The 13609-nt window shown below is 64.3% G+C and carries 10 protein-coding genes and 1 pseudogene; 7 read left to right on the top strand and 4 right to left on the bottom strand.

The genetic code is table 11. From position 1 onward, the window contains the following. Nucleotides 1-91 precede the first annotated feature (91 nt). Nucleotides 92-872: pseudogene (locus D105_RS14520) on the top strand (NERD domain-containing protein). 35 nt (nucleotides 873-907) lie between these two features. On the opposite strand, the gene D105_RS0104535 reads toward D105_RS14520, so the two are convergent. Beyond that, nucleotides 908-2026 (bottom strand): alpha/beta hydrolase, encoded by a 1119-nt coding sequence (locus tag D105_RS0104535; RefSeq protein WP_018877634.1) that lies wholly within the window; start codon nucleotides 2024-2026, stop codon nucleotides 908-910. After that, nucleotides 2026-3705, bottom strand: a complete 1680-nt coding sequence (locus D105_RS0104530) for a diguanylate cyclase (RefSeq protein WP_018877633.1) — start codon at nucleotides 3703-3705, stop codon at nucleotides 2026-2028. The genes D105_RS0104535 and D105_RS0104530 overlap by 1 nt, the downstream gene beginning before the upstream one ends. 353 nt (nucleotides 3706-4058) lie before the next feature. Here D105_RS0104530 and D105_RS0104525 point away from each other — a divergent pair, with 353 nt between their 5' ends. From D105_RS0104525 to D105_RS0104510, 4 genes are all read left to right on the top strand, one after another. Beyond that, complete coding sequence (locus D105_RS0104525) at nucleotides 4059-4658, top strand: hypothetical protein (protein ID WP_231366838.1); 600 nt, start codon at nucleotides 4059-4061, stop codon at nucleotides 4656-4658. A 61-nt stretch (nucleotides 4659-4719) separates the two neighbouring features. Then, nucleotides 4720-5847: a hypothetical protein gene (locus D105_RS0104520; RefSeq protein ID WP_018877631.1), complete on the top strand. Its 1128-nt coding sequence runs from the start codon at nucleotides 4720-4722 to the stop codon at nucleotides 5845-5847. A gap of 35 nt (nucleotides 5848-5882) precedes the next feature. Next, nucleotides 5883-8702, top strand: a complete 2820-nt coding sequence (locus tag D105_RS0104515) for an EAL domain-containing protein (RefSeq protein WP_018877630.1) — start codon at nucleotides 5883-5885, stop codon at nucleotides 8700-8702. A gap of 79 nt (nucleotides 8703-8781) precedes the next feature. After that, entirely contained in the window at nucleotides 8782-9525 is a 744-nt protein-coding gene (locus D105_RS0104510; RefSeq protein ID WP_018866067.1) for a hypothetical protein, read from the top strand. A 36-nt stretch (nucleotides 9526-9561) separates the two neighbouring features. Here the strand turns inward: D105_RS0104510 and D105_RS0104505 are convergent, their stop codons facing one another. Together D105_RS0104505 and D105_RS0104500 are read right to left on the bottom strand one after the other, a co-directional pair. Continuing rightward, the gene (locus D105_RS0104505; RefSeq protein WP_018866068.1) at nucleotides 9562-10236 is read right to left on the bottom strand and encodes a c-type cytochrome; all 675 of its coding nucleotides are present in this window, start codon (nucleotides 10234-10236) and stop codon (nucleotides 9562-9564) included. 14 nt (nucleotides 10237-10250) lie between these two features. Continuing rightward, entirely contained in the window at nucleotides 10251-10790 is a 540-nt protein-coding gene (locus D105_RS0104500) for an HIT family protein (RefSeq protein WP_018877629.1), read from the bottom strand. A gap of 509 nt (nucleotides 10791-11299) precedes the next feature. On the opposite strand from D105_RS0104500, the gene D105_RS0104495 reads away from it, so the two are divergent. Together D105_RS0104495 and D105_RS0104490 are read left to right on the top strand one after the other, a co-directional pair. Next, complete coding sequence (locus D105_RS0104495) at nucleotides 11300-13357, top strand: sodium-translocating pyrophosphatase (protein ID WP_018877628.1); 2058 nt, start codon at nucleotides 11300-11302, stop codon at nucleotides 13355-13357. Nucleotides 13358-13404: 47 nt separating this feature from the next. Next, entirely contained in the window at nucleotides 13405-13593 is a 189-nt protein-coding gene (locus tag D105_RS0104490) for a hypothetical protein (RefSeq protein ID WP_018866071.1), read from the top strand. The last annotated feature ends 16 nt before the right edge of the window (nucleotides 13594-13609 follow it).

The following is a 13609-nucleotide window of genomic DNA, read 5'->3' as shown; positions in this document are numbered from 1 at the left end:
CGACGGGAAGAGCGAAGAGAGGACAGCCGCGATTTCGTTGATCCCGCGCAGTCGGCGATGCGGGATCCCGGGAGCGGAGAAGGAAATCGAGATGGATATCGATCTGGGCGCAGTATTTGTGAACGCGGCTCTGCAGTTCTGGTGGGCCTGGGTACTGGCGGCGCTGGTTGCAATCGCTCGGTTTCCAAAGGTGAAGGGCTGGCTTGGCGAGCTGTGGGTTCGCCTCGTTCTGGCGGTTGGTCTGGATGGAAAGTCGGGTCGCGTGGTTCACGACGTTATGCTTAAGACCTCGGACGGGACCACACAGGCCGATCATGTGCTGGTGTCGCGGTTCGGGGTGTTCGTCATCGAGACGAAGAATATGCGGGGCTGGATTTTCGGGAGTGAGCCCCAGGCCCAGTGGACACAGAAGATCTACCGCCGGTCGTTCCGTTTCCAGAATCCATTGCGCCAGAACTATCGCCATGAACGCGCGGTAGCCGAGGCGCTGGGGGTAGACCCGGAGCAGATTCACTCGGTAGTGGTTTTCGTCGGTGGCAGCACCTTCAAGACACGGATGCCGGACAACGTGGTCCATGGGCTGGGGCTGGTGAGCTACATCCGCTCATTCCGGGATGAGGTGTGGAGCGAAGACGAGGTCCACGCCATGCTCGCAACGCTGGAGAATTGCGGACTCGAGCGTTCGCGCCAGACCCGCAGAGCACACGTGGAGGGTTTGCGTGAGCGACACGCGGCGCCGGCTATTCCGGACTGCCCGAAGTGCGGCAGCGCCATGGTGAAGCGCAAGGCCCGTCGGGGCTCCAATATGGGGCAGGAGTTCTGGGGGGTGCCCGCAGTATCCCGGCTGCCGCGGGACGAGGGCTGTCCAGTAGGCGGTGGCCGGGCGAGAAGGTGCCCCTGTCGCAGGTCAGTTGTCCCGCCGAGCCAACAGGTTGGTTACGGCACGGATGAGCTGCCACTGGCCCACCAGGCCCACGCCTCGCGCATCGATGTGGGAGAAGCCGTCGATCAGATGCAGGTCGGTCTCGCCGACTGCATGGGCGAGGCGCTCGCTTTCGGTGTGGGGAATCATGTTGTCGTCGCGGCCGTGGATCAGGAGCGCCCCGCTGGAAAGGTGCGCGAGGTCCCGGTGGGCCAGGGATAGCATGTCGATGGCCTCCTGTGCGCTTTCAGGTAGGTCTTCGAGGAGCGCTGGCACGCGTTCCTGGTCATCGTTCCGGATTAACGCCAATAGGCTTCGCCCCTCTTCGCCGAGACCGGCGGCCAGTTCGTCGATCGGGGCCTCGGGATCGTGCATGCGCCGCCAGGCAATTTCGTCGAGGATCTCGCGGTCTGCGGGGGCATTAAGCATGTGCAGATTGCCGCGCAGGAATAGCCACTTCGCCAGTGGATCGGGAGTCCTGGTCATCCAGCGGTCTGACCCAGGTTCCTGGAAGGCCCCGGTCGTGGCGAAGGTGATGACGTTCTTCGTGTCGTAGTAGCCGCCGACCCCGACCAGGAAGTCGATGCTGGCTTCTCCCTGTGGCGTTAGCGTCGCGAGCGCGGCCAGGCCCACGGCGTAAGAGATTGCCGCGACCCCGACGTCCTGGTGATCCGGGGCGCGCTCTGCCTCCAGGCGGGACAACAGGGCAGCGGCATCCGCGATGGCGGCGGCATCCTGGGTGCGGATCCTCAGGGCTTTCGTGCCCTCCAGATCGGGGACCAGCACCAGGAAGCGTGCCCGGGCCAGTGTATTGGCGAGTTGTACCAGGCGGGGGTCGTCCTTGCCCTCTGGCGTAAAGCCCGGCACAAGGACAATACGGGCGCCGACATCCTGCCGGGGATGGTAGAGGTCGGCTTCGATGGCCCCTTCGCTCGTCGTGACTGCAAGCGTTTCGCGCGCGGGTTCCGGGGTGCGGTCCTTTAGCGCGCTCGGTCCGTCACCGGCCTCGATGTCCTGGAGCACCCGCATGGCCTCCCAGTTTTGCACTCCGATGTAGCTGGCAAGAATCACAAGGCCCAGCAACACGGCAGCGATGCGAAGCACTAGTCCTGACCTTCTGGGGGTTCTGGTTCACTCATTTGGAAGACGACTCGGTTCCGCCCGGCGTTTTTGGCTTGATACAAAGCGGCATCGGCTTGACGGATGAGGGCGTCCGGGTCAAACCGGCGACCGGCTGAAGGGGCCATGGCGATGCCGGCTGTCAGGGTGTGCTCGATGCGGTGGCCCTCGTAATCCGTGGGCGTGTCGGAGAATTCTTTGCGGATCCGATCGGTCATCAGGCGCACCTGTTCCGGGCCGGGTGCCTCAAGCAGGATGGCAAATTCCTCGCCACCGTAGCGGATGCAGATGTCCTGAGGCCGGGATAACTGCAGCAGGAGATTGCCGAGTCGGGTGAGGATGCGGTCGCCGGCATCATGGCCATAGTGGTCATTGATTGCCTTGAAGTTGTCCAGGTCGATCATAATCAGGAATACCGACAGTTCGCTGGATCGGGGGAGTGCCTTTACGCGATCAAATGCCGCGTTGAGTGCGCGGCGGTTGCCCAGCCCGGTGAGCGGGTCCTGGTTGGCGACCTTCAGCGCCTGCAGGCGGTCCCGGTCCCAGTCGATCAACCTTTCTCCCAGAGCGACCAGCAGGAACACGGCTTCGAGCGCGCTAAAGGCCTGGGCGTACGCCAGTGGTGCCATGCCCCATGCAAACAATGAAGTGCCGGCGCTGAACACACTGATCAGCAGGCCCAGACCGTAGAGGCTCCAGGCCACTGTGTACCAGCGGGCATACCGCATGCCGTTCCGGTAGGCGATCGCGCCCAGGATGGGTAGCAATGCGAGTAGGGCCAGGGAGGCGAAGGAGAGGTACAGGACTGGCGTGTAGAAGCCTGCGAACCGCAAGACGATTCCGGCAACCATGATGCCCTGGGCCGCAAGGATGACCTTGTCGATGCGGGGACAGCAGTATCGAGTCTGGAGAAACAGGCGCGAGAACTGCAGGGCGGTGATGGCGACCGCCAGGAATACGATGTGAAAGCCCTCGTTGTGCCAGAACACGGAATTGGGCCAGAGGTACTGGAAGGCAAAACCGTTCAGCAGCGCCCACATCAGAATGCTGGCCAGCAGGAATGCGGCGTACCACAGGTAAACACCCTGGCGCATGATCAGCGAGAAGGTCCCGGCGATGATGATCAGAGCCGCCAACAGGCCGTAGTAACCACCGTAGATGAGGTACTCGCCCCGTGACTGGCTGTGGAAGTGATCCGCACGGCTCAGGAAGACGTTCAGCGACATGGCGTCGGGCTTCGTGTACTGCAGCCGGAGAAACAGGTCGGTGTAACCATCCGCCGGGGTGGTATGGGGAAACGCGAGTGTCCGGTAGTTGAGCAGGCGCTCCGCGAAGGGCTGCCGGTCACTGAGCAGCACTTTTTCCAGTGGGGCGCCGTTATCGGAGAAATAGACGGCCATTTCATCCAGGTAGCTGGTCTCGTGGTGCAGAACCCAGTGTTGCGGCTGTTCCGCGTCTGCATTGGACAGCCGGACCCGGACCCAGTGGGCCTCTTTTGTGATGCCGCGGTTGATTTGATCACTGGTCAGAGGGCGGAACTGATCGAGCGGCAGTTCAGATGGCTCGTACGCGCGGTCGGTGACCCAGAAGGTCGCCGGTTCGCGCAGCGTCAAGCTGCCGAGCTCGCCGATCTCGATCGTCTGTTCGGTGGATGTGGAGGCCAAGGCCGCCGGGGGAACGAGAATCCACAAGACCAGGGAGACCAGGAGGGCCAGGCCAAGCCATTGGCAGGCACTTGCACCTTGAGGCTCGAAACCGGTGGACAGCAGGGGAGGAGGGCGCTTCATTTTCACCGTGTTATGTCGAAGATCATTGCAACGGACCCGAATCGGACTTGGCTTCCATGCAGTCTGCCATTAACGGAACACCGAGTGTCCCGTGTGCGCCCCGCAGACACTGAAGGCAAGATGAAGTACGAAGGTGGATCCGGGCGCGCAGGCGAGTAGATTTCGGTGAGCAGCCCAGTACAATCCGGAGCTTGAGTGTTGCAGTCCTGACAAGCCCGCGAAGGAGACCGATGTTTCGTATCCGGGAAAGTCAGGATCGGCGAGATGCGGCTGATTCACGCCATGGGTCCGGTTCCTCCGGATGCCTGACAGGAAAGGGAGCGCCCATCATCTGTCCTGCTAACCGTAATCTTCCCTCTGCGGGATCTGCTGGTGCGTGCGTCCCTGATCGACGTGGCGCGCTTCGGCTTTTCATCGCGCTTTGGGTGGGTGTCGCTTTCGGCATCGCAGGTCTGTCCAAGGCGGATGATGAAGCGGTATTTGTGGTCGCCCATCCGAGCGTGGCGACCCAGACCCTGACCCGCGACACCACCCGGGCCTTGTTTGGCATGCGCCAGCGCAGCTGGCCGGACGGCGAGATCGCGCGCGTGTTCGTGCTGGGGGACAACGACCCCGTACATGTGCGCTTTGCGAAGGAAGAGCTCGGGGTATTTCCCCATCAGTTACGCCTTGCGTGGGACCGAGCGGTATTTTCCGGCACCGGCCAGGCACCCCGTCGAGTGGGATCTCTGTCGGAGATGCATGAGCGTGTGGGCACCACGCCCGGCGCGATTGGCTACCTCACAAAGGAGTACCTGGATGAGCGTATCCAAGTCATCGAGATGGAATAAGGTGCGGCCTGCCCTGGGCGGGACCCTGTTACTGATTGCGTCATCGGCGGCTGGCCCGGCGATGGCCGACGAGGGTGCGCTGGGGACCTTGCAGTTGCACGGGTTTCTCAGTCAGGGCTGGGTGACGACGGACTACAACAACTTTTTCGGATCCAGCAGCGACGGCAGCGGCAGCTTCGACTTCACGGAGCTTGGGGTTAACGCCTCCCTGCGGCCCCGTGAAGACTTGCTGCTCTCGGCGCAAGTGCTCAGCCGGCGTGCCGGGGAGATCGGGGATGATGGCCGGCCGAAACTGGATCATGGTTTGATCGATTACCAGGCGCTATCCGGGCCCGAGCGAACGGTGGGTGTGCAGCTAGGGCGAGTGAAGAATCCTTTCGGCCTCTACAATCAAACCCGCGATATGCCCTTTACCCGGCCGGGCATCCTTCTGCCTCAATCCATCTATTTCGATCGTGCCCGTTCGCTGGCGCTGGCCTCCGACGGTGGCAAGGCCTATTTCGAGGAGCGGATAGGCGATGCCGGGCTCCTGCGCGGCGAGGTCGGTTTCGGACGGCCTCAGGCCGATGACGATCTACAGGGGGCGCTGCGACTGGATAACGTCCCGGGTTCTATCGAGCCGCGTAACTCGACGATCGCGCAGCTGCTCTACGAGCACGATGGTGGCCGTGTGGTCGCTGGGTTGAGTGCTGCTCAGGTCAAGGCACGCTTTGAGCGCGATGGTGGGCCCGACGGGCAGTTTGAATTCGAGCCCTGGATTCTTTCCCTCCAGTACAACCAGCCACTGTGGAGCCTGACCGGTGAATATGCGCTGCGTCATTCCAGCATGGAGGGACTAAGCGACCTCGGGGCCGATTTCGATATCACCGGGGAGAGTTGGTATCTGCAGTACTCGCGTCGCTTCAGTGATGACTGGGAATGGTTGATTCGTTACGACAGCCTGGTGGTCGATCGCAGTGACCGTTCCGGACGTGGCTTTGCAGCCGCTACTGGCCTGCCGGCACATGCGCGCTACGCCGAAGACTGGACCGTTGGCTTGCGCTGGCATCCGCACCCGCAGGTCATGCTGGGGGCGGAGTATCACCACATCGAAGGTACGGGCTGGTTGCCATCCGGTGACAATCCCGACCCATCCGAGACCCGGAAGCGCTGGAACATGCTGATGTTGCAGCTCTCCCTGCGTTTTTGAAACCGGCCGGAACGCAATAGAACGGGCACCTGGGGATGACGAAGCCACACACATCGCATTCGCGCATCCGGGTGGGACTCACGGGGCGGCTTATTGTGCTGACCAGTCTGGTGCTGGTCGGTCTGGTAGCGCTGATTACCACGCTGGGCCATGACATCCTGGAAAGCCAGTTCCAGCAGGAGCGCGAGGACAGTCACGCTCGCGAGCAACGCGAGATGCGGCTGGCGCTGGAACGTGCCGAGGACAGCCTGCAGCAATTGGCAGCCGTGGTGGCGGCGGCGCCGGGCTTGTCCCGTGCGCTCGAGCAGCGAGACAAGATACTGGCCGATCAGGTGTTGGCGACCCAATGGCCCACGTTGGAACTGGACGCCGGAGTGGCGCAGGTCCGGATCTATCTCGAATCGGGGCGTCTGCTCTCCAGCCGAGGTGACGACGACAGCCTGACGCCCGGGCTCGTCGAAGATTGGCTGGATCGGGTCCGCGACACAGAGCGGCCTCACAGCGATCTGCGCTGTGCAGCCGACTGTCTTATCCACAGTCTGGTACCGGTGCTGGTGGATGGGGAAATGGCGGGGACTGTGCTGGTTTCCCGGTCTCTGGCCGATCTCACCCAACAGGTCCGTAACGTGTCCGGCAGTGAGGTTGCCCTGTTATTGCGCAGCGCAGGGCAGCCCGAAACGGGGGATATGCTCCGTCAGGTGCCGGAATGGGGCGGGCATCTCCTGGCGATCACCCGGATCGAACAGACGTTGCCGACCCTGCGCGCCATGGCCGAGGAGGTGGCGTGGTCCTCGCTGTCTCGGGATCCAGTGACGTTCAAGGATGGGTCGCGGGTTCTGGAAGTCCAGGCGCTCCCGCTTGCGGGCCATGGCGGCACGGATACCGATGTTGAGGGGTACTTGCTGTCCCTCTCGGATATCTCCTCTCAGGTCGCTGCCATCCGGGAGCACACCCGTAACCTGTTCCTCGCCGGGATGACCGGTTGGGTGATCGCGGAGGTCATCGTGTTGCTGATCGTCTGGCCACCGATGCGGCGCCTGTATCGACTGGCTGAGGTGCTGCCGGGGCTGGCCAGCGGTGGCTTCGCGCGGACCCGGGAGGTGATTCCGGAACCGCGCCGGCGGTTTCAGGACGAGATTGATGAACTGGAGACCACGACCCTGGATCTGGCCGATCAGCTGGAGACCCTGGAGGGCACGGTGCAGAACCGGGATCAGCAGCTGGCGGCGCAGATCCAGGCACTGGCGCGCGAGCGCGATTTCATCGGTAGCCTTCTGGACACGGCACGGGTGTTTATCATCAGCCAGGATTCGGACGGGCGGATCACTCTGGTCAATGAATACACGACGACCGTGCTTGAGCATTCCGAGGAGGACTTGATCGGCCGGACGTTTGACGAGGTCTTGCCCATCGGATCTGCCGTCCTGGATGGAGATGTCCAGCAGGGGGAGGAAGAACGTTCGTTGCGCACGCCCGGTGGTGAGGAACGGGTGGTCGTTTGGTACCACGCGCCGCTTCCCGGGGATGAGCCGGGCCGGATCTCCGTGGGGCTGGACATCAGCGAACGCAAGGCCGCCGAGGCTCGACTGACCTGGCTGGCCCAGCGCGATCCGCTCACCGAACTCTACAATCGCCGCTACTTCCATGAGGCGCTGGATCAGGCCCTGGCCAAGGGTGCCCATGGCGCCGTCCTGTTGATGGACCTGGATCAGTTCCGGGATGTGAACGAGCTACGGGGCTACCACGCCGGGGACGAGTTGCTGCGCCGAGTGGGCCATACCCTGTACGAGTATCTGGGATACCGCGGCGTAATCGCGCGCCTGGGCGGTGACGAGTTCGCCCTGTTGCTGGAGGGCGCGAGCGACGATCAGGCCATGTACGTAGCGCAGTACGTGGTGAAGCTGCTGGAGGATGTGGACCTCGCCATCGGTGAGCAGCACCATCGGGTGTCGGCCAGCATAGGTATTGCCCGCTTCCCGGAGCACGGCGCTACGCCCGCTGACCTGATGGCAAGCGCCGATGTGGCGATGTATCAGGCGAAAGAGGGAGGGCCTCAACGCTGGCACTTGCTGCACGCGGTGGAAGACGTCAGGGATGAACTGGAGCAGCGGGTCTACTGGGTGGACCAGCTGCACAAGGCGTTGAAGACCAACACCTTTGAGCTGATGGTTCAGCCCATTGTGCGCCTGAGTGACCGCAGCGTGCGTCACTATGAGGTGCTGCTGCGCATGCACGGTGGTGAAGGCGAGTTACTGATGCCGGGACGTTTTATCCCCTTTGCCGAGCGCAGTGGTCAGATCGTGCAGCTGGATCGTTGGGTGCTGCGCGCGGCGCTGCAGTTGTTGGGCAGGATTCAGGACGAAGACATCAGTCTGGCCGTGAACCTCTCCGGGCAGTCATTGCATGACGACTACCTTACGGATTACCTGGCCGAGGAGTTGCGCGCCAGTGGTGCCAACCCACGGCAACTCATCCTGGAAGTGACCGAGACCGCAGCCGTCAGCGACTTTTCCACGGCACGGGGTGTGCTGACCGGCATACGCGCGCTTGGATGCCGCGCGGCACTGGATGACTTTGGGGTGGGGTTCAGCAGTTTCCACTACCTGGGCCAGCTGCCAGTGGACTACATCAAGATCGACGGAAGCTTTACTCGTAGACTCGTGGATGACCATGAAAGTAGGGTCATTGTCCGGGCGATCGCAGATCTTGCGGTTGGCCTTGGCAAGGAGGCGATCGCTGAATTCGTTGATCAGGAGGCGATTATTCCCATCCTGCAGGACTACCGGGTTGCCCTTGGACAGGGGTACCACCTGGGCCAGCCGGTGCCCGCGTCGGAAGTGTTCGGAGACCTCTGAAGACGAGCACCGAGTCAACACCATAAAGAGGACACGCACTATGAGTTCTGCGGATGCAGGTGTGTGTCGTTGGAGGGGGATGCGGGGTCTCGCGAACAGTCGAGAACGCGAGGATGCGCTGGCGGAGCGGTCGGGCGCGGGCGCGTTCTGGCCTGGACGCGGCCGCTCGGTTCGACGCGTCGCGCCCCGGGTCGCCGCCGGTGTGGTAGTCACGTTGCTCGTGATCAGTGGTTGCACGCCGTCGGGGGAGGAAGAGCATCCGTCCGGGTACGGCGAGGCGTCCGTGCAGGCGCCGCTCGACATCCGTGAGGCGTCTGTTCGGACGGCGGAGGGTGCCACGCTCCTTGGCATTGAAGACCTGCCCGGCGATATCCAGGTGGACGCGCAGAACGCCTTCGGTGCGACAACGCGATTCCGGGAGGCCAGGGCATCCCCGGATGATGCCTGGGTAGCGGTGGTCACCAGCGGTGCGGCCCACAGCGCCGGCTGGCTGGTGCGGGCGGACAGCGGCGCGGCGAGCCCGGCGGCGTTTCAGTACGGGGGCCGCGTCACGATCGGGCCCTGGAGCGACGATGGGCGCCATGTGGTGTTCGCGCAGGAAGGACCTGCAGGGAACCGTACCCTGACGGTCGTGGATCGCGAATCGCTGGGCGACTCGGTGGAAGCGAATGCGATCCCAGTGCGTGTTGAGCACCACGGGGAGCTGGATCCGGAGGCGCAACGCTACGAGGCGCTGGGCTGGGTGGAGGGAACTCTTCGGTTCCGCCTCGGCGACGAACCATGGGTGTTTGATCCGGCCTCGGGGGCGGTGGAAGCGGGGTAGTGCCAGGCCGAATGGACAGGTTGCCTCGAGCTCTGGTTACTCGCCGCGGGCCGGCAGGGAGGCGTAGTAGGCCGCGAGTGCCGCCATTTCTTCCTCTTCCAGTTCGCTCACGATGCCCTGCATCAGGCCGGCAAGGGACGTCTCGCGCGCACCGTGGGCATAAGCCTGGAGCTGTGCCATCAGATAGCGGGGCGGGTGGCCGGCCAGCGGCGGCAGGCTGGGGTTCCGTTCGCGTCCTTCGTCCCCATGGCAGGAGGCGCAGGACTGGACGTTGCGTTCCGGCAATCCTGCAAGGGCAATCTCGCGCCCTCGTTCCGCCAGATCGCCCGGCACGTCATGCGGGCCGCCCGCCGGTTCCATCTCCGCGTAGTGCCGGCTGATCGCTTCGATCTCTTCGTCGTTCAGGTGCTGGGCGATCCGCGCCATGGTGGCGTTCGGGCGCAGGCCGTCCCGGTAGGCCTCCAGCTGCTCCACCAGGTATTGCTCCGGCAGCCCCGCCAGGCGCGGGAACGGCGGCTGCGACTGGCCCTGACCCTGTTCGCCATGGCACTGGATGCAGGCGGTCGCCCCGCGGTCGTTGCCTTCCTGGGCAATGCGTGCACCGAGGTCCTCGTCCCCGCTGGCACTGGCCGTCGGCAGACCCAACGATGCCGCGGTCAGTGCGAGCCAGGCGACTGCGCCGAGGGGTTGGTGGAGGCGTGCCACGCGCATGGCATTGGCGTTGTTCAGGCCGTGTCGGTGCGTACGCCCGGGTGGGCATGGCGGTGGTAGTTCGCGCGATCCGGGATGACGTTGCGGATGCCGCCGCGAGGGTCTTCGACGTCGCCCGCGTAGCGCGGCAGCAGGATCATGTGCAGGTGGTCGATGCTGCGCCCGGCCATGCGGCCGTCGTTGTTGCCGACGGTATAGGCATCGGGCGGATTGCCCAGGAAGGGCAGGTCCAGGACGTTGTCGATGTGGTCCTTGGGGCGCTCGCGCAGGTCTTCGCGGACGCGCATGTTGCGGTACAGCTTTTCCAGGTCCGTGGCTTCGATGACCCGGCGCACGCCGTGAAGCGCGTCGAAGTAGTCCGCCTGTTCGGTGTCGTCGAGGTCGAACAGGGAGACCACGTGGCGCCGGGGAATGACGAGTGCGTGCCCGGGGTTGACCGGATTGGTGTCGAACAGGGCGACGAACGAGCGGTTCTCGTAGATCAGCGGGTCGGCCAGGCCGGCGGATACCCGGCAGAAGTAGCAGTTCGGGGTGGCTGGTTGGGCACTGGTCATGGGAAGGCCTGCGAGTAGGGGCTTGCGTCAGTTGGAAAGTGGCGGATTTTACGCGACTTCCGCGCTTGCGTGCCCGCGTCCCTGTATGCGGCGAATCGGATACGCGGTGTGGCCGCGGGACGAATCGGGCCCGGTCGTGCGCGATCAACGCTCTTTGTGAACGGTAATGTCGGCGCAGGTTCCGAAAACCCTGATGGCTGCATGGCTTGACGGCCGGGATCGCACCACGTAAGTTCCCTAGCATTGTAAGGGGTTTTTGCGGTCCGGTCACTGAGTGATCTCCCGGCCGACCCACCATCCCCCGATACGTTTGTCGAGGCTGTACGCCCGCGCCAGCGGCCGCCGCACGCCTCGACGACCGGTCGCGCGCAGGCACGACCGGGCTGCACAAACCGGATGTCCGGGCCTGACCCGGGCGGTGGCGTCGCGCCTGGCGCGTTCTTCTTGAACGTCGCGGGTGCCCGCTGCGCCGGAGGATCTTGTGTCACGACGTATCGAAGGGGGAGCTCATGTCCATGCCACTTTCCGGCCTCGTGTTTGCGCTGCTGTGCGGCGTTGTCGCGCTGGTCTACGGTCTGTTGTCCATCCGCTGGGTGCTTTCGCGATCGGAGGGTACCGACGAGATGCGGCGGATCGCACGCGCGATCCAGGAAGGCGCCTCGGCCTACATGAAGCGGCAGTACACGACCATTGCAGTGGTCGGGGTGGTGCTGTTCGTAGGGCTGTGGCTGGTGATCGGCATCGGCTCCGCGGTCGGGTTTCTGATCGGTGCCGTGCTTTCCGGGGCCGCCGGGTTCATTGGCATGCATGTGGCGGTGCGCGCCAATGTGCGCACGGCGGCGGCCGCGAAGTCGAGCCTGGAGGCGGCGATGGATGTGGCCTTCCGCGGGGGCGCGGTGACCGGCCTGCTGGTGGTCGGGCTCGGGCTGCTGGGGGTGGCGGGCTATTTCGCCGTGCTCTGGTGGCTGACACCGGAGGGGGGCGATGTGGGACTTTCGCCCCTGGTCGGGCTGGCCCTGGGCGGTTCGCTGATCTCCATCTTTGCCCGTGTGGGTGGTGGCATCTTCACCAAGGGCGCGGATGTCGGGGCGGACCTGGTGGGCAAGGTCGAGGCCGGTATTCCGGAGGATGACCCGCGGAACCCGGCGGTGATCGCCGACAACGTGGGCGACAACGTGGGCGACTGCGCCGGGATGGCCGCGGACCTGTTCGAGACCTATGCAGTGACCATCATCGCGACGATGATCCTGGGCACGCTGCTGATTCCCGAGCTGGGGCTGATGGCCGCGGTGTATCCGCTGGTGCTGGGTGGCGGCGCGATCCTGGCCTCGATCATCGGTACCTTCGTGGTCAAGGCGCGCGAGGGTTCCGAGATTATCCGGGGGCTCTACAAGGGGCTAATCGTCTCGGGGGGGCTGGCTGCCGTGGCATTCCTGCCCGTTACCCTGGTGCTGGTTCCGGATACCGCGCTGGCCAACAACATGGGGATCGAGAGCGGGGCCGCGCTGCGCCTGTACGGGGCGGCACTGGTAGGGCTGGTCCTGACCGGCGTCATTATGGTGGCGACGGACTACTACACCTCCACGGTCTTCCGGCCGGTTCGCCATCTGGCCGAGGCCTCCACGACCGGTCACGCGACCAACATCATCGCCGGGCTGGCGCTGTCGATGAAGGCGACCGCCGCGCCGGTGCTGGCGGTGTGCGCCGCCATCCTGGTGGCCTATGCCTTTGGCGGGCTCTACGGCATCGCGATCGCCGCGACCACGATGCTGTCGATGACCGGGATCATCGTGGCGATGGACGCCTACGGTCCGATCACGGACAACGCCGGTGGCATCGCGGAGATGGCCGATCTGCCCTCCGAGGTGCGGGACACCACCGATGCGCTGGATTCGGTGGGCAACACCACGAAGGCCGTGACCAAGGGCTACGCCATCGGTTCGGCGGGCCTGGCGGCACTGGTGCTGTTTGCCGACTACACCCACGAGCTGGTGCATCACACCGGGGGTGGGCACAACTTCGAGCTGAGCAATCCGAACGTGATCGTGGGCCTGTTTATCGGCGGCCTGATCCCGTACCTGTTTGCGTCGATGACCATGGAGTCGGTCGGTCGCGCGGCCTCCGGCATCGTGAACGAGGTGCGGCGCCAGTTCCGCGAGATCAGCGGGATCATGGAGGGCACCACGAAGCCGGACTACACTCGAGCCGTGGATATGCTCACCAGCGCGGCGATCCGCGAAATGATCGTGCCCTCGCTGCTGCCCGTGCTGGTCCCCGTTCTGGTCGGCGTGTTCCTGGGTACCGAGGCCCTCGGGGGGCTGCTGATCGGGACGATCGTGACCGGGCTGTTCGTGGCGATCTCGCAGACCGCGGGCGGCGGCGCCTGGGACAACGCGAAGAAGTACATCGAGGACGGGCATCACGGGGGCAAGGGATCGGAAGCGCACCATGCCGCAGTGACCGGCGACACGGTCGGCGACCCCTACAAGGACACCTCGGGGCCCGCGATCAACCCGCTCATCAAGGTGCTGAACATCATGGCGCTGCTGCTCGTGCCCGTTCTGTAGGGCCCCGAACCGGAAGGAGAATCGACATGCCGAGAATCCGCGTACAAATGGCCCCGGATCTGGAGTTCAACATGGAACTCGACGTCGAGGGCGTCGACTGTGACAGCCGCGACTGGGACGTCCAGCAGCACAAGGCCGAGATCTACGCCGAGTTCGAGCGGCGGCTGAAGGCGGCCTTCCCCGAGGGGGTGAAGATCCACACCTTCGAGTACGGCCTGGCCTGCAAGCCAGGCTGACCGGGTGGGAGGGCAC

It is taken from the genome of Thioalkalivibrio sp. ALE28 (genome assembly GCF_000377425.1).
GTDB lineage: Bacteria > Pseudomonadota > Gammaproteobacteria > Ectothiorhodospirales > Ectothiorhodospiraceae > Thioalkalivibrio.
The sequence above is the reverse complement of the archived record's forward strand: the minus strand, read 5'-3'. Positions and strand labels throughout refer to the sequence as shown.